The sequence below is a fragment of the Flavobacterium sp. 22659 genome (assembly GCF_052044235.1).
GTDB lineage: Bacteria > Bacteroidota > Bacteroidia > Flavobacteriales > Flavobacteriaceae > Flavobacterium > Flavobacterium johnsoniae.
The window spans coordinates 329,786-355,375 of record NZ_JBQEMU010000002.1 but is presented as its reverse complement, the minus strand read 5'-3'; the positions used below and the strand labels follow the sequence as shown (position 1 = coordinate 355,375).

The following is a 25,590-nucleotide window of genomic DNA, read 5'->3' as shown; positions in this document are numbered from 1 at the left end:
TAGATTTTGTTTATCTAAAAAAGACGTTTCACTTGCATTAACAAACATAGCTATGTGTAAATGATGTATCATTTATTTTAGTTTTCTTGTTTAAAAAGGAAAAAATCTATGTTTCTAATGTGTTTAAAAAAAAACGAATTGTACCCTGCGAGTTAGTTTTAAAAAAATCAAAGATGAAATTTATTGTATGCGAAAAACCGCAGGAATTTAAATTAAAAGAAAAAGAAATTCCCGAACCAAAAGAAGGTGAGGTTCTTTTAAAAATAAAAAGAATTGGTATCTGCGGAACTGATATTCACGCTTTTGGCGGAACTCAGCCGTATTTTGAATATCCTCGAATTCTGGGTCACGAATTGGCAGCAGAATATGTAAAAGGAAATGCAGCAGGTTTTAAACCGGGCGATAAAGTAACTTTTATTCCGTATTTCAACTGCGGAAAGTGTGTTGCCTGCCGTAACGGATTAACAAACTGCTGTGTAAATATTAAGGTTTTTGGAGTTCATATTGACGGCGGAATGGCGGAATATGTTTCGATTCCGGAACAATATTTACTTCACGGTCAGGGATTAGATTATGATGAACTGGCATTGGTTGAACCATTGGCAATTGCAGCGCACGGAATACGAAGAGCGGCTGTTAAGTCAACTGATACGGTTTTGGTAATGGGAGCAGGGCCAATTGGAATTGGACTGATTCAGTTTGCTAAAATTGCAGGTGCAAAAGTGATCGTAATGGATATAAACGATTACAGATTAAATTTCTGTAAAACCGAATTGAATGCTGATGAAACCATCAATCCGTTAAACGATGATGTAGCCGCAAAACTGGCTGAATTAACAAACGGTGATATGGCAAATGTGGTAATTGATGCTACAGGAAACCAAAAAGTGATGAACAGTGCTTTCAATTATATTTCGCATGGCGGAAGATTTGTTCTAGTCGGGCTTCAAAAAGGTGAATTGAGTTTCAGTCATCCGGATTTCCATAAAAGAGAATCTACTTTAATGAGCAGTCGAAATGCCACTATTGAAGATTTTGAATATGTAATGAAATGTTTGAAAGAAGGTAAAATCGATCCTAAAAAATACATTACGCACAGAACAAGTTTCTCAGAAATGATTACTGATTTTGGACAATTAATTGATCCTAAAAACAATGTAATCAAAGCGTTAATTGAGATAGATTAAGAGTATATTGTAAAGTACTGTTTGTCATTTCGACGAAGGAGAAATCTTCGCAAGAAACTCTACAAAGATTGGCGAATTTCTAGATGGAGCTTCTCGCGGAGATCCTTCCTTCGTCAGGATGGCAAAAATGCTGCAAAAATTTTAAACACATAGAAACATAGATTTTTATTGTTTTTAAAAGAGAATAAAAAGAAACTAGTTTCTTAACACATAGCTATGTGTATTTATGCAAGTGAAACGTCTTTGAGCGATTTTAAAATCTATGTGTCTATGTGTTTAAAAAATCTAACTATTATTAAACTTTAATAACCACGAAAATGGATTTAAATTTAAAAAATAAAATTGTCGTTGTTTCCGGTTCAGCTGGAAAGGAAGGCAGTATTGGAGAAACAATTATTAATCGAATTGCAGACGAAGGTGCGATTCCGGTTTTGGTTGATAGAAATGCAAGAGGTTTCGCTTACGCGGAAGCTTTCCAAAAAAGAGGAATAGATTCTTTATTTGTGCAGACAGATGTAACTGATCCTGTAGAAATCGAAAATGCTGTAAAAACAATCGCGGCAAAATACGGAAGAATCGACGCTGTCATCAACAATGTTGGTGTAAACGACGGTGCAGGTTTGGATGCCTCTTACGAGGAATTTATGGATTCTTTAAAACTGAATGTAGTAAGTTACTTTTTGCTGGTTAAATACGCGCTTCCGTACTTAAAAGAGTCAAAAGGAAATATCTTAAATATTGGTTCAAAAGTGGCTTTAACAGGGCAGGGCGGAACTTCTGGTTATGCGGCAGCAAAAGGGGGCGTTTTAGGACTTACAAGAGAATGGGCGGTAGATTTAATCCAATTCGGAATTCGTTCTAATGCTATTATTATTGCTGAAAGTTATACTCCTGCATACGAAGACTGGATTAAAACTTTGGCAGATGGAGAAACCGTTCTAAAGAAAATCAACAAAAGTATTCCGTTTGAAGGCAGAATGACCAAAACAGAAGAAATTGCAGATACGGCTCTTTTTATTATTTCTGATCGTTCATCTCATACTACAGGACAATTTGTTTTTGTAGATGGCGGTTACGTGCATTTAGATCGTGCTTTAATCAACGATGTAAACTAATTCAGGATGAATAACCGAATTGATTCTCATCAGCATTTTTGGAAATTTGATCCCGTTAGAGACAGCTGGATTGATGAAAGTATGTCGAAAATTCAAAGAGATTTCCTTCCGGAAGATTTATTGCCTCTGCTTAAAGAAAACAAATTTTCGGGTTGTGTAGCAGTTCAGGCAAGTCAGTCTGAAGACGAAACCCATTTCCTTGCAGATCTGGCTTCAAAAAATGATTTTATAAAAGGAATCGTTGGCTGGGTTGATCTTCGAGCAGATAATATTTCAGATCGTTTACGTCATTTTTCTTCGAATAAAACCATTAAAGGATTCCGACACGTTGTACAAGGTGAAGCCGATGATTTTATGTTTAGAGAAGATTTCCGCAGCGGAATTTCGGCTTTAAAAGAGTTTGATTTTACGTATGATATTCTCATTTTTCATCGTCAGTTACCAGCTGCAATAAGTTTGGTAAAAGATTTTCCTAATCAAAAGTTTGTAATAGATCATATTGCAAAACCCGATATTAAATCAGGCAGTATAGATTCGTGGAAAAGCGGTATAGAAGAAATTGCAAAATACAATAATGTATGGTGTAAAGTCTCTGGAATGGTCACAGAAGCCGACTGGAAAAACTGGAAACCAGAAGATTTAAAACCGTATCTAGATGTAATTTTTGAAAATTTCCCAGCAGATAAAATGCTATACGGTTCAGATTGGCCGGTTCTCAATGTAGCTTCTGATTATAATGAGGTTGTAAAAACTCTAGAAGATTATATTTCGAAATTCTCTATCGAAGACCAGAATAAAATTTGGTTTGAAAATGCAAATTCATTTTATAGCTTAAAGTAGAATTTTATAGCCACAGATTAAAGGATTTTTACAGATTTTTTAAATCATTTTAATCCTTTAATCTGTGGCAAAATATATTTTACACGCAAACTTGTTAAATATAGGATAGAATTAAATTAGATGTCCTATGTCATTGCGAGGAACGAAGCAATCACATTTGCTATATCAAGCTTTGTCGAATATTTTAGTGAGATTGCTTCGTTCCTCGCAATGACAAAACTAATTCTTCAAAACATCATTTCCAGAATCCCATTTCTTCTGCCAGGCCGGATATTTTTTTAATGCTTTTTCCGGTTTATCCGTATACCATGCATAACCGCTTCTGCGCTCTCGGCTCACTTCTGCAAGAGAATACAAAAGTTCACTGTTTCTGTCTGAGAATAAAGGTTTATGAGTTCCTAATTCGTAATATCTCGTCCAGATTGGCGGTGCAGCAGTATCAGTTACCACACGAACATCATTAGTGATTTTTTTGTATTTAGATTCCATTTCAGGAGCCTGAAAACTTTCGACTCTGGTATTGTAAATTTTAGAATCCTGAAACCATTTTACAGCACCTTGCACCGAAGCAATAATTTTTTCATTCGGATTATCAATTGCCATTAAAAACAGCACAACATCAACACTTTCTGCATTACAGATACTTGGCGGTTCAAATTTTCGTGCCCACGCTGGTAAAAGTGTAATTTCATCATGCTGCTGACACCAGGCGGTTAATTTTCCGTCTTCTTTAATCTGCATTTTTAAAATACAGTCAATGCCTTTTTCATAAGACGCCGTTACTTTTTTTCGGGTTTTAGCATCTATAAATTCAAAATCAGGATCATTGTTTACAATCTTTTTCAAAAGATTCATGATACCCATATAAGCGCCGTCATTAAATGTAATATGTCGGCTGTAGCCTTTTTCCAGAGGAAAATATTGAGGCCAGCCTCCGTTGCCGTATTGCGCTTCCAGAATAAAACCAATTCCTTTTAATGCACCGTCTTTATATTTAGCCTCTTTGGTCAAAGTATACACCTGAGCCAGATAATTGACATGCGTATAAGTCGTTTCATTGTCAAAAGTTGTATGCAGAATCGGTTTAGTTTTAATAACCGTATCGATTTGCTTTGGAGTCAGAATTGCTTTCATATCGTAATTCTTTGGCCATCCGCCATTATTGCGCTGAAAAAGCAAAATATTATCAGCAATTTTAGCATAATCTGTCTCAGCATATTGAGGCTGATTCGGGATCGGATTTACGATATTGGTCTTGTCTTTAATATGGTACCAATGGTTGGTGCCGTCAGTAAAAACTTTGGTGCTGATTACTGATTTTTCTTCTTTGTTAGTCTGCGCATTCGAATGTAGAAACGAAAAAGCACAAAGACTTACAACAACTGCTTTTGAACTATTTATAAATTTCATATTGAAATTGTGATTAAAATTTTACAGCTCCTTTTGGAACATCATTTCCAAGAGTAGTCGTTTTTGAAAAATCTAATTTTTTAGAAGAAACCAGTTCTATATTTGCGTTTCCTTCACCATTTATATTTACTGCTTTTGCAGATGTAGAATTGAATTCAACATCTTTTAAAGACATATTTTTTACATTGTAAACTTCAAATACATTGCTGTTTTCGATATCCAGTTTCGCATTGGTGATTTTAATTCCGTTTGCATCAATAATAGAAAAACCTTTTTCAGCCGTAACTGTTAAGTTTGAAATTTCGATATTTTCAAGATTCATTTCAGGAAGACCTTGTAAAAATACTGCCTGCTGCGCACCTTTGATCGTAATGTTTTTGATTGAAATATTTTTAAACTGAGGCGTTTCAACCGTTACAGGCATTGCTTTATTAACGATTTTGTCTCCGCCTTCTTCTAAAGTTTCAGCAATAGATTTTCCTCCATAATACAAATTAAAAGAAATTGCCTGCGATGGAATATCAGTCATAAAAACATCTGAAATAAAGATATTTTCTACAACACCACCTCTTCCGCGTGCACTTTTAAAACGCAAACCAACATCAGTTCCCATAAAAGTACAATTTGAAACATGCAGGTTTTTTACACCTCCCGACATTTCACTTCCAACCGTTACGCCGCCGTGTCCGTGATATACTATATTGTTTCTCACAATGATATTTTCGCACGGAACACCTCTTTCACGTCCGTCTTTATCTTTTCCAGATTTAATACAGATGGCATCGTCACCAACATCAAAACTTGAATTTTCAACCAAAACATTTTTACAGCATTCTACATCAAGACCGTCACCATTTTGAGAATACCACGGATTACGAACCGTTACATTTCTCACAATTAAATCTTCAACCATAAAAGGGTGAATATTCCAGGCTGGTGAATTTTGAAAAACTGGACCGTCAAATAAAACTCTTTTGCTGTTTTGAATACTTACCATTACCGGACGCAGAAAATCGTGAATAGTTTCAAATTCTTCTTTTGTTTTTAAATCCGGACGTACGTTTTGATCAGCACCTTTAGAAGCGTTCATAAAAGTTTCAGATGGATACCAGCTTGTTTTGTCTTTGTTTAAAACCCCGCCTGAACTGACAAATTTTTTCCATTGGCTCTCTGTCAACTTACTTTTTTTAACCTGTCTCCAAACTTCTCCAGAACCATCCCAAACACCATTTCCGGTAAAAGCAATGTTCTCAAGATTTTTACCATAAATAGGAGAGATGCATCGCCAGGTATTTAGTCCTTCAAAATTAGTTTCGATAATAGGATATAAAGATTTGTCTGTAGAAAATTTTATTAAAGCGCCTCTTTCAGCGTGTAATTCGATATTACTTTTTAGAATGATTGGACCAGTAAGCCAGATTCCCGGAGGAATAATAACTTTTCCGCCGCCTTTTTTAGAAACAGCATCAATAGCATCGGCGAAAGCCTTCGTATTTAAAACATAACCACCGTTAACCGCACCAAAATCTTTTATGTTTACACTGTTTTTAGGAATAACCGGCTCTTTGATTTTGGTCATTTTAAATTCAATGTCTTTGTAAGTATCAGACGCTTTTTGTGCCAAAACCGGTACAGAAAAGCTTGCTGCCAGAATGGTCAGTGCTGTGCAGAAAAGGTTAGTTAGGTTAGTTTTCATTCGTATTGTATTATGATTAAAATTTACTTTTTGAGTATTTTTTGATGCTGAGTCGATTTTTTATTAGTTAATTTTTTGTTTCATGAATAAAAATATTCTGATAAAATGGATAATCTAATAATGTAATCGATTACACAAATCTATTAAAAAAATATTACGAAATGACATTTTTGATTTAATTATAACAGATTTTTTGTGAATTTGATTTTTTTAATGAGGAATGGTTTAAAATCATTATCTCTTTTTTTAGCTTAAAAAAGAATGCAAAGCTTACTGTTACAGGAGGGTACAGGATGCTTGTCATTTTATATTCTTTTAAATTGTCCCAGTTATTTGGTAAAAGTGTTAAAAATACATTTATTTGTAAAAATTATAGCGCTTTTAATTAATGCCTCGTAATTTTATCTCAAGAAAAAAATCAATACTATAAATAATGCATTTAATTTCCTTCAACAAATTACTGATTGTTTTTATACTGGTATTCACACTTTCGGCAAGTGGAGCTGAAATTTGGGTTTCGCCATCAGGAAAAGATTCAAACCTCGGAACAAAATCAAATCCGCTGGCAACGGTTCACATGGCAATGCGAAAAGCCAGAGAACTTCGTCGTTTAAAAGATCCATCTATTAAAGACGGAATTCGAATCATAGTAATGAACGGAATGTATTACCTAAATGAACCTTTATTTGTGCGTCCTGAAGATTCTGGAACAGCAGAAAGCCCGACAACAATTGAAGCCGATGTAAATGCAAGACCAATTATAAGCGGTGGAATCGAAATTAAAAATTGGATAAAATCGACAACCGTTATCAACGGACTGAAAAAAGGATCAGTTTGGGTGGCAGATGCACCTAAAAAAGCAGGAAGTCTGATTGATTACAGACAATTATGGGTAAATGGTAAAAAAGCAGTAAGAGCCAAAAATACCGCTGGAACTACAATGGAGCGTATTTTATCGTGGAATCATGAGGAGCAAACTTGCTGGATTCCGTTTAAGGATAAATCGGTAAAGTTTGAGCCGGGAATGGAAATGTTTATCGTACAATGGTGGTCAAACGCTAATCTTCGAATCAAAAATATCGAAGTTCAAAAAGACAGCGCAAAACTTTCGTTTGAAGAACCAGAAAGCCGTATTCAAAGCGAACATCCGTGGCCTGCTCCGTGGATTTCTAAAAACAACGGAAATTCGGCTTATTTCTTAAACAACGCTTTTTCGCTTTTAAACGAACCAGGAGAATGGTATTTAGACAAGAAAAATGCTAAAATCTATTATATTCCAAGAGCCGGAGAAGAAATTAATTCAGCAATTGTAACTGTGCCTGTTTTAGAAAATCTGGTTGAAGTAAAAGGAACAATCGATTCTCCTGTTCATCATTTTCAATTTAAAGGAATTTCGTTTCAATACAGCAACTGGCTTCGTCCTTCGCAGCAAGGTCATGTGCCGTTGCAGTCAGGTTTATATTTATTAGATGCATATAAATTGAAACAGCCAGGAACGCCAAATCAGGTGAATTTAGAAAATCAAGCTTGGGTGGGAAGACCTCGCGGAGCGGTTGAAGTAAATTATGCTAATAATATTCAGTTTGAATCCTGCCGTTTTGAACATTTGGCTTCGACTGGTTTAGATTTAAATAAAGGAACAAATCATAATACTGTAAAAGGAAATTTATTTAAAGATATTGGAGGAAGTGCCATCAATGTTGGAATTTTCTCCGAAGAAGCTTTTGAAGCGCATTTGCCTTTAATCATAAAAGATGAAAGAGAAATGTGTTCTGATGAAATAATTGCTGATAATTTAATCACCAACGTAACCAATGAAGATTGGGGAACCTTGGGAATCAGCGCAGGTTTTGTTCGAAATATTACGATTGAACACAATGAAATTTCGGATGTATCCTACTCTGGAATGGCAATGGGATGGGGCTGGACGCACACGCCAAACGTGATGCAGAACAATAAAATTCTAGGAAATAAAATTCATCATTATGCGAAACATTTACATGATGTTGCTGGAATTTATACGCTTTCGGCTCAACCAGGAAGCCGAATCGAAGAAAATTATATTGACAAAGTTTACAATAGTCCATACGCGCACGATCCGTTTTTATGGCTGTATTTATATACCGATGAAGGAAGCGAAGGTTTTACAATTAAAAACAACTGGATTGCCGAAAAGAAAATCCTAAAAAACCATAACGGTCCAAAAGGAAATATTTGGGAACATAATGATCCGTATGTAAGCACTAAAATAAAAGATGCTGCGGGAATCAGAGCACCTTATAAAGATTTAGAAAAAGAAGTCGTAATCGATGAAAAATGGGGATTGCAGGAAATGCCAAAACCATATGCGATTGAATTGATAGGTTCTGATTTTGATATCGAAAAAATCAAATCGACTTTAACCGGATTTAGAATTGTAGGTCAGGAATTGTACCAATGGAAAAATCATTTGGTGATTTACGGAAAAATGAATCAGCCCGAAAGAACGAAACGAAAACTGGCAGGTGCTTTTCCTTCTTTAGAAATTAAAATCTATGATGATTTGGTTTACGATTTCCAAAATTTCGAAAGATGTAAAGATTCAAAACCAGCATCAGATTGGGAAAATGTGGTTTTAACAGCGAATCTTCCAGCTGATGAAAAACTGCAAAAAGAATATGTAGAGTATCATAAAACACAATTCGAAAAATGGCCAGAAGTTGCCAAAGGTTTCTGTAATGCCGATTTCCAGCAATTGCAGGTTTTCAAAAAAGACAGACAATTGATCTTGGTAATCAGTATTCCGAAAGGAGAAAATCTGGATAAACTAAATCCAAAGACAACACAAAACAATCCTCGTGTAGACGATTGGAATGCCTTAATGAAAAAATACCAAAGCGGAATTGAAGGTGCAAAACCAGACGAAACTTGGATATTTTTAAATAAAGTATAGATTTAAGAATTAAGATTAACGATTGTTGATTTTAGATTTTTCTACATCAACAATCAAAAAAATATAGATTTTAAGATAAGTACAATAAATTAACGAATGTTATTCAAATCAGCAATCAAAAATCGTTAATCAACAATCAAAAATAATAAAATGCCATGTTAAAAATAGCCATTCTGGGACTTGGAGAAGGACGAAGCACAATGTCGGCTGCTATAGAAAGTTCAAAATTAGAACTCGTTAAAATATGCGACCGAAATGAAGAATTGTGTAAGCAACGTGCAAAAGAATTCGATTTTCATTCGTACACAACCAATTACGACGATTTATTAAACGATTCATCAATTGATATTATCGCGATTTATACGCCAGATCATCTTCACGGACAACATGTGAAACAAGCTTTACTGCACGGAAAACATGTCGTTTGTACAAAACCTTTTATAGACGATCTTTCTGATGCAAAAGAATTGCTAGAATTAAGCAAATCAACTGGAAAGAAAGTTTTCATTGGGCAAAGTTCCCGTTTTTTCGAACCAGCCAAAAGACAAAGAGCCGATTATGAAGCAGGTTTAATTGGAGATTTAATTACCATTGAGGCTCAATACCACGCCGATCACAGATGGTTTTTAAAGAAAGAATGGTCGCTTTTGCAATCGTTTAAATGGCTGTACGGAGGTTTGAGTCATCCGGTAGATTTCATCAGATGGTATTTGCCAAATATTCAGGAAGTAATGGGTTACGGAATGATCAGCAGTAACGGACAAAGTGCAGGATTGAAAAATGAAGATACGATGCATTTTATCTTCAAAGCAACTGATGGAAGAATTGCACGTGTAAGCGGTGTGTATACTTCGCCGACACAGCCAGCGCAACGTGACAGCGGAATGAGTACAATTTTGAGAGCAACAGAAGGAGCAAGCCAAGCCGATTATCATGAATTGCGTTATGCCGTTACAGACAAAACTGGCGAAGAAAAAGTAATTACTTGGGGCGATAGTACGATAAAATATTATTTCCGTTTTGAAGGACAAAGCCATCATGGCGGGGAATATCAGAATTATTTAGAATATTTTACAGATAGTATCGAGCAAGGTTTTGAAGCGTATCCAAACATGGAAGAAGGAATTGGAACTGTAGCTTTATTGCAGGCAATGGATAAATCTTTGCAAACTGGAATGCCGGTTAAAATCGCCGATATTCTTAACGAATACGGGCTATGAACAGTATCTACGATAAATTAACCACGCTCGATTTTGTTATTGTTGCGGGTTATTTAGTGGCTTTATTAGTCATTGGATATGTGGTAAGTATGAAGCAGAGAAAGAAAAACGAAACACTTTTTCTGGCCGGAAACTCCTTAAACTGGTATAGCATTGGGTTTAATATGTGGGGAACCAATGTTGGGCCTTCGTCATTATTGGCTTTTGCGAGTATTGGTTACGCTACGGGAATTGTAGCCGGAAATTTCGAATGGTACGCTTTTGTGTTTTTACTGCTTTTGGCAATGGTATTTGCGCCAAGATATATTGCGAGTAAAGTCAGCACGATGCCAGAATATATGGGAAAACGCTACGGTGACAGTACACAGAATATTTTGGCTTGGTACGCTTTGGTAAAAATATTAGTAAGTTGGCTGTCTTTAGGATTATTCAGCGGAGGCGTTTTAGTACGTCAGATTCTGGGAATTCCGATGTGGCAGAGCGTTACCGTTTTGGTGATTTTCTCTGGAATTTTTACGTTTGCTGGAGGATTAAAAGCAATTGCCAAAGTGAATGTTTTTCAGATGATTCTGCTGATTGTCGTTTCGCTGACACTTTCCTTTTTAGGTTTGCAAAAGTTAGGCGGAATCGATGTTTTAATTGCTAAAACACCTTCTAACTTTTGGAATTTAGTCCGTCCTTCAGATGATTCGCATTATCCGTGGCCTGCTATTTTGTTGGGATATCCTGTTGCTGCAGTTGCTTTTTTCTGTACCGATCAATCGATGGTGCAGAGTGTTTTAGGTGCGAAAAACCTAGAGCAGGGACAATTAGGAGTAAACTTTATAGGATGGTTAAAAGTGATGGCGTTGCCGTTGTTTATTCTTCCCGGAATTTTGTGTTATGCCTTATATCCAGAATTAGGAAGCAATTCTGATTTGGCTTATATGACAATGGTTACGAATCTTTTCCCAAGCGGAATGAACGGTTTGGTAATCTGTGTTATGATTGCGGTTTTGGTGGGAACAATTGGTTCTTCGTTAAACGCTTTGAGCACCGTTTTTACGAATGATATTTATGTAAAGAAAATAAACCCGACGGCGACGATTCAGGATCAGATTAAAATTGGACGCTTAACAATTGCTGCTGGATGCGTTTTTGCGATTTTAATCGCCGTTGCGATAGACAATATCAAAGGGCAGAATTTATTCAACATTTTTCAGGCAGTTTTAGGTTTCCTGGCGCCTTCGTTATCTGTTGTTTTCCTTTTGAGTGTTTTCTGGAAACGCACCACTAAAAAAGCCGTAAATGCAACGCTTTCTTGGGGTTCTGCATTTAGTTTGTTTGTTGGAGTTTTATATTTATGGATTTTCCCTGCCGATAAATATCCAGTTTGGCCTCACTTTTTATTGATTTCGTTTTACATTTTTGCGGTGCTTTTAATTACAGCCGTTATTATTTCTTTAACCGATAAAAACCCTGAAGTTAATGTTTCAGATGAAACGGATATTCCTAAAACTAGCAAAAAGGTGAAGCTTTTGTTTGGTTTGTTGGGACTGGTGATTTTGGTTTTGTATTTGGTTTTTAATGGGAATTAATAAAACCTAAGAATTTCAAATATAGCCCGTGGTTGAAACCACGAGCTATATTTGAAAAAGACTGTAAATTATAAGGCAAAGCTATTTTATAATTTGCCTCCAGTTTTAACTGGAGGTATATGTAACAAGAATAGAAAAAGGCTTTAGCCAAATTGTGGATATTTTGGCTAAAGCCTTTTGAGCTTTGTTTTTGTTTTCGTCCAGCTAAAGCTGGACGCAATTAAATCTTTATTTTAAAAGTAAAACTTCTTGGTTTTCATTGATTTAATGAAATATCTTTTAAACCACTTTTGCAATTTGTGTGTTTACACGAATATTGTTGGGAGCGTCCAAACCTGGTGTTTCATAAGTAGTGAAGTCTAGATTAACACCTGGTCTAAAAAGTAAACAATGTGTTGAGCCTCCAAAATGAAACATACCCAATTCGTCACCTTTTTTTACAATGTCACCGGCTTTTACTGTTATTTGACAGCTCGAAACCTCGGCCATACCCACAGGTATTACACACATAAGTCCAATGGCTGGATTATCAGCTTCAATAAATATAACAGCTCTGGTGGCAACTGCTGTTAAAAAGGGCTGTGAATTGTTGGGTGCACTTGAATCGGCTCCCTCTGGATTGTAGAAACCCTGATATAGATTTTCTAAATAATAAGAACCATTTATTACAGCCGTTTTTACAATCTTACCGTTTACAGGACTGTGCCAGCGGTGGTAACTCAAGGCACTCAAAAAAGCCTGATAAACTGTTCCTCCATCAAATTGAGGTGCAAGCTCATCAAAATTCATCATGTTTTCTAAAGAGTAAGGCTGTCCTTTTAACCAAAATTGATCTGATAATGCCACATTTTTAGCCACTTGTAAAGGTGCCGACTCACAGGCATTTACAATAATCGAATCATCATTAGGCGCAGTTACTGGACGTACATTTGGACAAAATAATCTCGTAAAAAAATCGTCCCAGCTTTTAAAGCCATAATATTCATCAGAAGGATCTGAAATAAAAACATCAGAAAATGTAGCATTAGGCGGAATAGGATTCGATTCTAAACCTAATGCTTCTTGGGCAACCTGCATCATTTCTGATTGTGCCACTTCGCTTAGCCAGGCAATTACGTTTTCTGAAGGATCATTTTCTATTAAAACATATCTGGAATCTTCTGTAACCAAAAATTTAGACCAGTAGTTTAATATTTTTTTTAGCTGCTGATTAACCAGAGCGTTTGAAAAAACATCATAACCAAAATTGGTCGCCATTGGCCAAGCCAAAAGAGCATTAATTGGAAAACCAATCATACCTGCAGGCGTTTGATTTCCGGGAGCTCCAGTTTGATAAGCTTCGGGAGCGGTTTGCATGATTCCGTTAAGTAAAACAAGGAAATCCTCAAAAGTCATAGGTTCTGGTTCCCAAAGTAAAGGAGTTCTTTGTTTTAAGAAATGAGCTTCGGCAAACATTCCCTGTACATTTGCGTATAAAACAGGATCTGAATACACTAGATTTTGAAATTCGGCAATTTCAGGAATAAGTGGTGTTGGATTTTTTTTAGTCAGTTTTTTGATTTTTACAATCCAATCTTCTACAATTTGTGGGTTTTGTGGCAACCAGCCTCCCAATAATTGTTTTGCTGTTATAAATTGTGTTGTTTCCATGGTCTTTTGGGTTAAATTTATAACTAAGGTATTTTAGAAAATAATTCAAAAACTTTAATTAGTTATAGAAGGCCTTTTTTGTGTTATGAAGCTCTCATATCATTGACAGGAAACTGAATATTTTGTAATAAAAAACACATAACATTTCAACAGAACGCTATGTGTTTTTTATGAATTGCCTCCAGTTTTAACTGGAGGTATTTATAGTAAGAATAGAAAAAAGGCTTTAGCCAAATTGTATATATTTTGGCTAAAGCCTGTAAGCTTTATATTTTTTTTCATCCAGCTAAAGCTGGACGCAATTAAATTTAATAAAACTTTGCGTCTAGCGACTTTGCGAAATTAAAAATTACTCAACCTTCTTTTTCTTCTCCAAATTAGGCAAGAACCCAGTAATTACCCCAATTAAAGGCAGAAATGCACAAATCTTAAATACATATTCAATACTTGTAGCATCGGCAATTTTACCTAAAATAGCAGAACCTAAACCGCCCATTCCAAAAGCAAATCCGAAGAAAAGACCCGCAACAAGTCCGACTTTTCCGGGCATTAATTCAGTTGCATAAACCAAAATTGCTGAGAATGCCGAAGAAAGAATTAATCCGATGATTACAGATAAAGTTCCAACCCAAAACAAAGAAACGTAAGGCAACATTAAAGTAAACGGAGCAACACCTAAAATAGAAACCCAGATTACATATTTTCTGCCGTATCGATCTCCAATTGGCCCTCCAATTAAAGTTCCTGCTGCAACAGCGCCAGAGAACAAGAATAAATATACTTGCGATTGCTGAATAGTAATATGGAATTTATCTATAAGGAAGAAAGTATAATAACTTGTAATACTGCTCATGTAGAAATACTTAGAGAAAATCAGAACCAATAAAATAATCAACGAAGCAATTACTCGGTTTTTAGACAAATGATGCGTTTCGATTTGGTGAGAAGCTTTATTCGCATTTCTTTCCGATAAATGTGCCGTGTACCAAATCGCAATTTTATACAAAGCAAAAACACCAACTAACGCAATAATACAAAACCAAGCGATATAAGATTGTCCGTGCGGAATTACAATAAATGCTGCTAATAAAGGTCCGATCGCACTTCCTGCATTTCCTCCCAATTGAAAAATAGACTGCGCCAAACCTCTTTTTCCGCCCGAAGCCAAATGCGCCACACGTGAAGATTCAGGATGAAAAATGGAAGATCCAATTCCGATTAAACTTACTGATAATAATAAGTTGATAAAACTCGAAGCGATCGAAACAAAGAAAAGTCCAACCATTGTAAAACACATTCCAATAATCAGCGAGTATGGTTTTGAGTTTTTATCGGTATACATTCCTACAAACGGCTGTAAAATAGACGCTACCATTTGGTAAGTCAAAGTAATAATACCAATTTGAGTAAAACTTAAACTGAAATTGTCTTTTAAAAGCGGATAAATTGAAGGAACAACAGCTTGTAAAAGATCATTAATTAAATGAGAAAAACTAATGATAAATAAGATCGAATAAGTGGTTTTTTTAACTATGTCAGGATTTGCTTTAATAGTGTCCATGAGATATTTTTTGATTTTTAAATTAGGTTAAAAAACAACAGCTGTATTATTTTTTGCAAAGATTAAAAGAATACTAATGTCAGAATTGCTATATTTGGACAATGAATAGTCAATATCGGACATATAGAGTAGCAACGGATTTTGGATATCAAGTAGATTCCTCAATTCCAGTTATAGGTTATACTGAAACAGTTAACAACGAAATGTGTATCTCCCACTCGCATCCAAGAGCTCAATTAATCTATGCAACTCGTGGTGTAATGAATGTTGTGGTCGGCAATAACATTTGGGTTGTAAATCCGTTGCAAGGCCTTTGGATTCCAAGCGGAGTAGAGCATCAGGTTACTTTTCAGAAAGACGTTAACTATTACAGTGTTTTTATTGATCCTTCTGCAATTGGAGGATTGCCAGAAAAGAGTTTTTCGTTTGATATTCCGATGTTTTTAAAGCAATTGGTTTTCAAAATCATTTCTTTTGGAACAAGTGGCAACTTAACAGAATCACAATTAAGAATCATTTATGTTTTTTTAGATGAATTGGCCTTAATAGTGCCAAGCGCCACTTTTTTGCCTACTACAAATGATGAAAGACTGCAGAAAGTGGTAGAACTTTTAATGAGTGATGTTTCGAGTAAACAAACAATTGATTATTATGCCGAACTTTCTTTTATGAGTAGCCGAACTTTATCACGATTATTCATAAAAGAATTGGGAATGAATTTCAGTGATTGGCGCACCAGAATGAAATTACTGGAAGCCATTAAAAGATTGGGCGAAAAACAATCCATAAAAGAAATCGCTTTAGATTTAGGTTACGAAACAGCGAGTGCTTTTATTTATATGTTCAAAAAGCATTTGGGCAAAACGCCTTCTAACTATATTTTAGAAGATGAAAATGAATCTGAAAAGATGATTGCTTAGATTGTTAGCCTAAATTAGAACGCGGATAAAACGGATTTACTTCGTAAAGACGCGGATTTAGACGGATTTTTTCTTTTAGTTATCCAAAATAACACAATCTTTGTCATTTCGACGAAGGAGAAATCGCACTAGTAATTCTACAAAGATTGGCGACAAACTTTGCGGAATCCCGCGTGTGATTTCTCCTTCGTCGAAATGACAATAAAAAAGAAAAATAATTAAAATCCGTTTCATCCGCGTCTTCGCGATAGCGAATCCGTCTCATCTGTGTCCCATAAAATTCTAACATCATTTTTTTTAGTACTAAAAAAGTGATAAGTCATAATTTTTCCCTTAAAAATTTATCAAGAATCATAGTTTTTTATGAAATAACAGGATACTACAGGTTGTGAAATGTAAAAATAACACTTATCTTTAGTCCCAAAATAAACTAACTATGCTAAACCGCTTTTCCATTTTTAAGACTTTACTTCATTTTGTTGCCCTTTTTTCTTGTTCGCTGTCATTTGCACAAGAAAAACAAAAAGAAGCGACATGGATCTGGTATCCAGGTGATTTTGAAGTTTGGTTAAGCAATAAAATGCAGGTTAGACGTACAGAACGCGAAGCGGTATTTCCTCCGCTTTGGCAATATTACAGTCCGTATGCTTTGGTCACTTTTCAGACAGAAGTAGATATTCCACAACCAGACGAAGTGAAAATCTTTTCAGAAGGACCTTTTCAATTACTTTTAGATGGTGTTCAAATTTACGGACAGCCAAAATCGATTACAGTTCCTGCCGGTAAACACAAAATTTCTTTTAAAGTTTACAATCAGGAAGTATTGCCAGCTATTTATATTTCGGGTCAATATGTGAAATCTGATGCTTCTTGGAAAGTAACCAATGAAGATAAACTTTGGATTGATGAAACCGGAAAAGCACAACAATCTGGTACGCCTTGGGTTCCTGTTGGTTCTTGGAATTTTAATTCGCCAGAAAACAAACCTTCGGGTTTTAAACTAACAACTAAACCTTTGAGCGCTACAAAAACAGAAAAAATAGGAGCGGGTCAGTTAGTTGATTTTGGAAAAGAAACTTTTGGTTACATTAAAATACATGGTTTAAAAGGAAAAGGCAAATTAGCGCTTTATTATGGTGAATCTCGTGAAGAAGCGTTAGATTCTGCCAAATGCGAAACCTTAGATCACTTATCTTTTGATGGAAAACAATCTGAAACGTACACACATGATGGTTCGAAAGCATTCCGCTATGTTCAGGTGCAGGCAGATGCTGGTGTAAAATATGATTCAATTTCGATGTTGTATGAATATCTGCCATTAGACTATCGTGGCGCATTCAAATCTTCGGATGAACAATTGAATAAAATTTGGGATGTGTCGGCTTACACCATGCATTTAACGTCTCGTGAATTTTTTATCGACGGAATCAAGCGCGACCGTTGGGTTTGGTCTGGCGACGCTTATCAGAGTTATTTAATGAATTATTATTTATTCTTTGATTCGGCTTCGGTAGAAAGAACTTTGTTAGCGCTTCGCGGAAAAGATCCTGTAACGGCTCATGTAAACATTATAATGGATTATTCTTTGTATTGGTTTGTGGGTGTTTACGATTATTATTTGCATACGGGCGATACAAAATTCATTAAAACTTTTTATCCAAGAATGAAATCACTGATGGATTTCTGTTTAGAAAGAAGAAATAAAAACGGATTTTTGGAACCTTTAGAAGGCGACTGGGTTTTTATTGATTGGGCAGACGGACTTCCAAAAACGGGTGAAGTTAGTTTTGAGCAAATGCTTTTAGCGAGAAGTTTAGAAGCGATGGCAGTAAGTGCTGAAATTGCTGGTAAAACTGAAGACCAAAAACAATATCAGAAATTGGGAACTGATTTAAAAACTAAATTATTTGATGTCTTTTGGGATAAAAAAGAAAACGTAATGAAACATCAGCGTATCGATGGAAAAATTCAAAATATTGTAACCAGATACGCTAATATGTTCGGTATTTTCTTCAATTATTTTACTGAAGAACAAAAACAAAGCGTAAAAAATAAAGTGCTACTGAATAAAGATGTTCTTCAAATCACAACTCCATACATGCGTTTTTATGAGTTGGAAGCATTATGCGCAATGGGGGAACAAAACTACGTTTTAAAAGAAATGAAAGATTATTGGGGTGGAATGCTAAATGAAGGTGCAACCTCTTTCTGGGAAGAATACAATCCGAACAAAAAGGGAACGGAACATTTAACGATGTATGGTCGTCCTTACGGGAAAAGCCTTTGTCATGCTTGGGGAGCAAGTCCGATTTACTTATTAGGAAAATATTATTTAGGTGTAAAACCAACTGCTCCAGGTTATTCAGAATACGAAATCAAGCCTAGTTTAGGCGGTTTAAAATGGATGGAAGGAAAAGTACCAACACCGAATGGAGAAGTTACCGTGTATTGCAGTACCAAAGAAATCAAAGTAAAAGCAGGAGAAGGAGAAGGAAAATTGATTTTTGAGAGTTTATCAAAGCCAAAAACAAACTCCGGAGTAATTACAGAATTAGCAAAAAATAAATATCAATTGATTGTAAAACCTAATGTGGAGTATAAAGTGAGTTATAAGGCTTTGTGAGTTATGAGTTATGAGTAATTAGTAATTAGTGATTAGTGATTAGTGATTAGTGATTAGTAATTAGTAATTAGTAATTAGTAATTAGTAATTAGTGATTAACCGATAGTTTATAACGCCCATTTTGTCATTCCGACTGAAAGGAGGAATCACGCTCGTAACCATAAAGATTGTCACGTTCAGTTTGTCATTTCGACGTAAGGAGAAATCTTCGCAAGTAGCTCCGCAAAGATTGATCTGCAAAGCGTGCTCAGTAAACGAAGATTTGCTTCGCCTATTCGCTATCGCTCGGGTCTCCTTCGTCGAAATGACAAGATCGAGGGAAATGCATAAGAAAGAATAAAAGCCAATAAAAAAATAAAAAACCAATGTTTTCAAAAAACACAAAATACAACTTCAAATTAAGTACAGTTTTCCTAATGCTGTTTGTAATCTGCATCCAAGCCACAGCACAAACAACAGCATGGAAACCGGCATCATTTGAGATTGTAAAATCCAATTATAAAACTTTCAAAACCGCACAATATGCGCATGTGTTTTCAGGAAGCAAACACAATATCGTTCGTTTAGCTCCAGAATTGCAAGGTTTAACAGGGATTGAACTTCCTTTAGAATCCTATAAAAATGGAACTAATACTTCATTACAATTAAAATTTAAAGAACCTGTGACAGTTTTAATAGGTATTTTTCAGGATAAAAATGCTGAATATCTTCAAGCTGATAAACTTCAAAATGGCAAATTAGTTTTAGAAAACGGATTAACGATAACAGGTTTACCGCTAGTAAATGTTTATGCGATTTCATTTCCAAAAGGAACACAAACATTAAATTTTGGAAAAGGATTATTTGCAGTTTTAGGAGTTGTAAAAGCTTCTGAAAAACTAGAACCAAGAAATGCCAATTTCCAAGACGGAAAACTTTGGAATCCAACTTTTATTGTAGAAGGATTTTCAGATGAGAAACCACTTTTCGAAGTTATCGGCGGAGAAAATAAACCCGTTATAGATGAAGGAATGTCTGGAACAGAAGGCATTCAAGGCGGTTTTGAAGGCGGACGTGTGGTTAAAGTTGGTGATACGTACCATATGTTTCCAACCGAAAGAGCGGGAGAAAAAGGAGTAGATTACTATTATGATCGTGTAAAAACAAAAATCGGACACTGGACAAGTAAAGATGCCATTCACTGGAAAAGAGAATCAACCATTTATCAAGCAAGCGGAACTTACGCCGTTACAGAAGACGATAATCCAATGAATGATCGTCGTGCAGCAATTTGGTCTTATATGCCTATTTTCAATGAAAAGGCAAACAAATGGTACGGCTATTATTTGGCGTATACGGTAAGTAAAGAAATTGAACCAAATCATTCATTCGGAAGAATTTGGCGTTGTGAATCAACTGTAGACGGAATCAATGGAATTGGCGGTCCTTATAAAGATATGGGAATTATTATGGAACCCGGATTGGATTCTCAACCTTGGGAAGGTCGTCAGGGTGTTGCTTCCTTTTTTCCATATCAGGTTGGTGACAAATACTTCGGATTTTACAGCGGTGCTTATCCATTTAATTCATGGGCAGATTATCCAAAGAAATCTGGTAAAGGTTGGTTTGTTGCTTTAGCTGAATCTAAAAGTTTAGAAGGTCCTTGGTTGAGAATGAACAAAGGTTTGGAACCCATTAAAACGATACATCCGTTATTCGTAGAAAACCCAATTGTAAGTCAATTACCAAACGGTCTGTACATTGCAATTTTCGACGGAGGTCCAGACGGCTGGGGACATCATTTACCAAACATGATTGCGTATTCATTATCAGCAGATGGGATTAATTGGGCAGAAGCACATTATCTTCCAATAGAAACTAAAGTCGATAAATGGTGGGATATTATGAGAACGCCTTTGTGTCTAATCCCAGAAGGAAATGACGTTTACACTATAGTCTATAATGCAATTGATCTGAAAAGAAGATTTCATCCAACAGGAATGGTAAAAGTCAAACTGAATAAAGACGTAATGGAATCTAAATTAAAAGAATTGAAGAAATAAATTAAAGTTTCCCGCAGATTTTGCAGATCAGGCAGATAAAATAAATCAGCAAAATCTGCAAAATCTGCGAGAGAAACAAAATAAATCCGCATCATCGGCGGACCAAAATATAACCAAAAAATGAAAATTAAATATCTACTAATTGCCATTTCAGCACTTTTCATAACGAGCTGTGCAACTAAATACAAAAAAAGAGAAATTACCGAAAGCGTAATGCAGGAGATTTACGAAGAAATCAAAACGCCTTATAAATACGGTTTGGTGATGGTTCCTACCGATAACTCATACAAAATGGATTGTCCAAGTGTATTTAGAAAAGATGGCAAATGGTATATGACGTATTTAATTTACGATGGAAGAGGTTACGAAACCTGGCTTGCGGAAAGCAACAATCTTTTAGATTGGAAACATCTAGGAAAAGTAATGTCATTCTCAGAAAATGAAAAACATTGGGACGTCAACCAAAAAGCAGGCTATATTTCGTTGCAAGATCTAACTTGGGGCGGAAGCTACGAATGGGAAAAATACGATGACAAATACTGGATGAGTTATTTTGGTGGAGATAGTAAAGGTTACGAAGCAGGTGTTTTATCAATCGGAATGGCTTATACCAAGGAAGCACCAACAAAACCACACGAATTTCAGAGATTAGAAAATCCGGTTTTGACGCCAAAAGATAAAGACGCCAAATGGTGGGATAATAGCACGATGTACAAAAACAGCGTAATTCGTGATAAAGATAAAGTTACAGGACACAATTTTATCATGTATTACAATGCCCGTGGTGATAGTATCAATCCTGCAAAAGGTGCTGAACGTATTGCAATGGCAGTATCTAACGACATGAAAACATGGAAGCGTTATGGCGATAAACCTTTAATCAATCATCATAAAGGAATTTCGGGAGATGCTTATATTCAGCGTATTAATGATACTTGGGTAATGTTTTATTTTGGAGCTTTCTGGACGGGTTGGAATCAAGGTGCATTTAACCGTTTCGCCGTTTCAAATGATTTGGTAAACTGGACCGATTGGAAAGGAGACGATTTAGTTAAATCATCACAACCTTATGATGATATGTTTGCGCATAAGTCATTTGTTGTAAAACACGACGGAATTGTGTATCATTTTTATTGCGCTGTGAACAAAGCAGAACAAAGAGGAATTGCAATCGCAACATCTAAAGATTTAGGAAAAAGCAAATTGAATTTTGTAGCACCGCCGGAGAAAAAGGCAAAGAAGAATTAAGTATATAGAATTAAGTATTAAGATAACGAGTTTAAACCTGACAGGTTTAATTACGCAAAAGTAAATAAAGACACAGTTTTGTCATTTCGACGAAGGAGAAATCTCCACAAGTAGCTCCACACAGAAAGGCTACCAATCTTTGTAGAATATCGCACGGAGATTCCTCCTTCGTCGGAATGACAAAAAAACTAAAAATAAAATAATGTTTAAAACCAATCATATTCAGCAATTTTTCAACTTTCGACTTTCGACTTTCGACTTTTTGACTGTAATTTTACTATTCACAACTTACACGCAAGCCCAATCCGTAACAGGAGAGCCAGCGGGAGTTCCGGAATTGCATAAAAAATACGAATTTGCTCCTTGGGAAGATCCAACAATTACAAGTATTAACAGACAGCCATCAAGAGCAACTGCTTATTCATATGCAAGTGTAGAAGACGCTCTAAAAGGCGACAGAACCAAAAGCCGAATCCAAATGCTAAACGGCGATTGGGATTTTAAATATGCTGTAAACCTAAAAGAAGCTTCTAAAGATTTCTATAAAAATACCGTCTCAGGTTGGGATAAAATTGAAGTCCCTTCCAATTGGGAAATGAAAGGATACGATAACCCAATTTATAAAAGTGCCGTTTATCCGTTTAGACCTATAAATCCGCCTTATATTCCTAAAGATTATAACGGAGTTGGTTCGTACCAAAGAAGTTTTACTGTTCCGGAAAACTGGAAAGATATGACTGTGACGTTACATTTTGGAGCTGTAAGTTCAGGTTTTGAAGTTTGGCTAAACGGAGAATTTTTAGGTTATGGCGAAGACAGTTTTCTGCCATCAGAATTTGACATTACACCCTATTTAAAAGCGGGAGAAAATGTAGTTTCAGTTCGTGTAATTCGTTGGACCGATGGTTCTTATTTAGAAGATCAGGATCATTGGCGCATGAGCGGCATCCAGCGTGAAGTTTTCATTATGGCTGAGCCAAAATTGCGTATTCAGGATTTCTTTGTTCAAACCAAATTAGACAAACAATACACAGATGCGATTTTTAAATTGCGTCCAAAAGTGGAGAACTTGACTGGAGCAAAAATCAAAGATTATACAATGAATGTTCAGTTGTACGATGCCAATAATACGGCAATGTTCAAAGAACCGCTTCAAAGACCTGTAATTGATTTAATTAACGAAAGTTATCCTCGTTTGGATAATGTACGTTTTGGATTCTTTCAGGAAACGATCAAAAATCCAAAAAAATGGAGTTCAGAAGAGCCGAATTTATATACAATGGTTATTTCGATAAAAGATAAAAACGGAAACGTTACCGAAGCCAAAAGCTGTAAAGTAGGTTTCCGTTCTATTGAATTCTCCAAGGAGAACGGAAAAATGCTCATCAACGGAAAAGAAACTTATGTATATGGCGTAAACCGTCACGATCATCATCCAACAAGAGGAAAAGCCGTTACCAGAGAAGATATCAAACAAGATATTACCACGATTAAAAAGTTCAATTTCAATTTTATACGTACAAGCCATTACCCAAACGATCCTTATTTCTACGAATTATGCGATCAATACGGAATCATGGTTATGGACGAAGCCAATCAGGAAACACATGGAATAGGCGGTAAATTAAGCAACGATCCGCTTTGGACAAATGCTTATATGGAAAGAATGATTCGTATGGTCGAAAGAGATAAAAACCATCCGTCTGTCGTAATGTGGAGTTTAGGAAATGAGGGAGGAAAAGGACCGAACCATTCGGCAATGTCAGGCTGGGTTCACGATTTTGATATTACACGTCCGGTTCATTACGAACCAGCACAGGGAAATGCCAAATTAGATGGATATATTGATCCGCTTGATCCGGGATATCCAAAAACAATCGATCACGCGTATCGATTTGAAAATCCGCAGGATGATTCATATGTTGATATGGTCAGCCGTTTTTATCCGGGCGTTTTCACACCAAAGTTTTTAGTAGATCAAAAGAAAGATACTCGTCCGATTATTTTCGTTGAATACTCTCATGCAATGGGGAATTCAGTTGGAAATTTAAAAGAATTATGGGATGAATTCCGTTCGCTTCCAAGAGTGATCGGAGGCTGTATTTGGGAATTTAAAGATCAGGGAATCGTGAAATTTGATTCCAGATCAGGTCAGAATTATTTTGCTCACGGAGGAGATTTTGGCGAAAAATACCACGATGGAAACTTCAATACCAAAGGAATTGTAGATTCTAACGGAAAACCAAAAGGATCAATTTTTGAGAATAAATGGGTGTATCAGCCAGCGATTTCGACTTTAAACGGAAATCAATTAGAAATTAAAAATCGTCAGGCCGTTAAATCTTTAGAAGGATATATTCCGGTTTTAAAAGTGTTGGAAAACGGAAACGTAATCAAAACTCAGATTTTAAAACCATTTAAAGTTGAAGCAGGACAATCAACAAAATTAGATATAAGTTCTTATATTCCAAAAATGAAAGCCGATGCGGAATATATTTTAAATATAGAATTCCAGCTTTCAAAAGATGAACTTTGGGCTTCAAAAGGTTACGCTGTCGCGGAAGATCAGTTTATATTGAAAAAGAAAGAAGCCGTTTCTCCAGAATCTAAAAAAGAAACTTTAAACGTTTCAGAATCTGATTCTGATTTCAAAATCAAAGGAAAAGCTTTTGATATTACAATTGGAAAAACAAACGGAGCTTTGAGTTCTTATATTTTCAATGGAGAAGAACAAGTTTTCGCACCTTTATTGCCAAACTTTGTAAGACCGCTTACAGACAACGACAAACGCGGATGGAAATCGCAAAAGTTGTTGAAACAATGGTATAAAGCAAAACCAAAATTGGTTAACATTTCAATTGATAAATCAGCTTCAGAAATCAAAATTACAAGCGATTACGAAATTATAAAAGACAGTGCGAACGTAAAAGTAGTTTACAACATTTTACCAAACGGATTAATAAAAGTAGATTACAGCTTAAAAGCATCAAACAAATTACCAAACATTCCAAAAATCGGAATGCAGATGGGAGTTCAGAGAAAATTCGACCAAATTTCATGGTACGGAAAAGGAGAATTAGAAAATTACAGCGACAGAAGTTTTGGTTCGTTTGTTGGGAAATATTCGCTTCCAATAAATCATTTTATCGAACATTATCCAAAACCGCAAGAAAACGGAAACAGATGTGATGTAAGATGGATGGCATTAAGCACTCCGCAGAAAAACAACGGATTTTTAGTAGTAAACGATACCAAAGTTTTAAGCATGAGCGCATGGCCATATACACAGGAAAACTTAAGTTCATCTGGTCATACATACGATTTGAAAGATCCGGGATTTTTAACTATAAATATCGATCTAATCCAAATGGGAGTTGGAGGAAATGATAGCTGGACGATTGTAGCGCAGCCATTAGAACAATATCAGATTAAATCTGGAAATTACGAGTACAGTTTCTATTTGACGCCTTTCAGCGGTTCAAAAAATCAATTGGAAAGTAGTTTGAAGAAGTTTAAGTATTGATAATTGATAATTGATAATTGATAATTTTAAAATTAAGAACTATAAA

General features: G+C 35.7%; 15 protein-coding genes. 11 read left to right on the top strand and 4 right to left on the bottom strand.

Annotation, left to right across the window (positions count from 1 at the left end):
- Positions 1-173: 173 nt before the first annotated feature.
- The 3 genes from ACTJIW_RS03505 to ACTJIW_RS03495 all read left to right on the top strand — a co-directional run bounded on the left by ACTJIW_RS03505 (position 174) and on the right by ACTJIW_RS03495 (position 3,142).
- Entirely contained in the window at positions 174-1,187 is a 1,014-nt protein-coding gene (locus tag ACTJIW_RS03505; protein ID WP_440715497.1) for a zinc-binding alcohol dehydrogenase family protein, read from the top strand.
- Between the two features lie 317 nt (positions 1,188-1,504).
- Positions 1,505-2,302 carry an SDR family oxidoreductase gene (locus tag ACTJIW_RS03500; protein WP_440715498.1) on the top strand — a complete coding sequence of 266 codons (798 nt, stop codon included), beginning with the start codon at positions 1,505-1,507 and terminating at the stop codon, positions 2,300-2,302.
- Positions 2,303-2,308: 6 nt separating this feature from the next.
- Positions 2,309-3,142, top strand: a complete 834-nt coding sequence (locus ACTJIW_RS03495; protein WP_440715499.1) for an amidohydrolase family protein — start codon at positions 2,309-2,311, stop codon at positions 3,140-3,142.
- Between the two features lie 219 nt (positions 3,143-3,361).
- Here ACTJIW_RS03495 and pelA read toward each other — a convergent pair whose 3' ends face one another.
- Together pelA and ACTJIW_RS03485 are read right to left on the bottom strand one after the other, a co-directional pair.
- On the bottom strand, positions 3,362-4,552 hold the full coding sequence (gene pelA / locus ACTJIW_RS03490) for a pectate lyase (protein ID WP_440715500.1): 1,191 nt from the start codon (positions 4,550-4,552) through the stop codon (positions 3,362-3,364).
- Between the two features lie 13 nt (positions 4,553-4,565).
- Positions 4,566-6,248, bottom strand: coding sequence for a glycoside hydrolase family 28 protein (locus tag ACTJIW_RS03485; protein ID WP_121360850.1), 1,683 nt, complete (start codon positions 6,246-6,248; stop codon positions 4,566-4,568).
- Positions 6,249-6,681: 433 nt separating this feature from the next.
- Between ACTJIW_RS03485 and ACTJIW_RS03480 the strand changes: the two genes are divergently transcribed.
- The 3 genes from ACTJIW_RS03480 to ACTJIW_RS03470 all read left to right on the top strand — a co-directional run bounded on the left by ACTJIW_RS03480 (position 6,682) and on the right by ACTJIW_RS03470 (position 11,977).
- Complete coding sequence (locus tag ACTJIW_RS03480) at positions 6,682-9,180, top strand: L-rhamnose mutarotase (protein ID WP_440715501.1); 2,499 nt, start codon at positions 6,682-6,684, stop codon at positions 9,178-9,180.
- A 155-nt stretch (positions 9,181-9,335) separates the two neighbouring features.
- Positions 9,336-10,400: a Gfo/Idh/MocA family protein gene (locus tag ACTJIW_RS03475; RefSeq protein ID WP_440715502.1), complete on the top strand. Its 1,065-nt coding sequence runs from the start codon at positions 9,336-9,338 to the stop codon at positions 10,398-10,400.
- The gene (locus ACTJIW_RS03470) at positions 10,397-11,977 is read left to right on the top strand and encodes a sodium:solute symporter (RefSeq protein ID WP_440715503.1); all 1,581 of its coding nucleotides are present in this window, start codon (positions 10,397-10,399) and stop codon (positions 11,975-11,977) included. The genes ACTJIW_RS03475 and ACTJIW_RS03470 overlap by 4 nt, the downstream gene beginning before the upstream one ends.
- A 279-nt stretch (positions 11,978-12,256) precedes the next feature.
- Here ACTJIW_RS03470 and ACTJIW_RS03465 read toward each other — a convergent pair whose 3' ends face one another.
- A complete protein-coding gene (locus tag ACTJIW_RS03465; protein ID WP_440715504.1) occupies positions 12,257-13,627 on the bottom strand; it encodes a phophatidylserine decarboxylase associated domain-containing protein in 1,371 nt (456 codons plus the stop codon).
- 349 nt (positions 13,628-13,976) lie between these two features.
- Entirely contained in the window at positions 13,977-15,188 is a 1,212-nt protein-coding gene (locus ACTJIW_RS03460) for an MFS transporter (protein WP_440715505.1), read from the bottom strand.
- Between the two features lie 101 nt (positions 15,189-15,289).
- On the opposite strand from ACTJIW_RS03460, the gene ACTJIW_RS03455 reads away from it, so the two are divergent.
- The 5 genes from ACTJIW_RS03455 (at position 15,290) to ACTJIW_RS03435 (ending at position 25,544) form a co-directional block, all read left to right on the top strand.
- Positions 15,290-16,108: an AraC family transcriptional regulator gene (locus ACTJIW_RS03455; protein WP_012026080.1), complete on the top strand. Its 819-nt coding sequence runs from the start codon at positions 15,290-15,292 to the stop codon at positions 16,106-16,108.
- Positions 16,109-16,544: 436 nt separating this feature from the next.
- On the top strand, positions 16,545-18,731 hold the full coding sequence (locus ACTJIW_RS03450) for an alpha-L-rhamnosidase-related protein (protein WP_440715506.1): 2,187 nt from the start codon (positions 16,545-16,547) through the stop codon (positions 18,729-18,731).
- Between the two features lie 365 nt (positions 18,732-19,096).
- The gene (locus ACTJIW_RS03445; RefSeq protein WP_440715507.1) at positions 19,097-20,773 is read left to right on the top strand and encodes a hypothetical protein; all 1,677 of its coding nucleotides are present in this window, start codon (positions 19,097-19,099) and stop codon (positions 20,771-20,773) included.
- Positions 20,774-20,893: 120 nt separating this feature from the next.
- Positions 20,894-22,021 carry a glycosylase gene (locus ACTJIW_RS03440; RefSeq protein ID WP_440715508.1) on the top strand — a complete coding sequence of 376 codons (1,128 nt, stop codon included), beginning with the start codon at positions 20,894-20,896 and terminating at the stop codon, positions 22,019-22,021.
- A gap of 202 nt (positions 22,022-22,223) precedes the next feature.
- Positions 22,224-25,544 carry a glycoside hydrolase family 2 TIM barrel-domain containing protein gene (locus ACTJIW_RS03435; protein WP_440715509.1) on the top strand — a complete coding sequence of 1,107 codons (3,321 nt, stop codon included), beginning with the start codon at positions 22,224-22,226 and terminating at the stop codon, positions 25,542-25,544.
- The last annotated feature ends 46 nt before the right edge of the window (positions 25,545-25,590 follow it).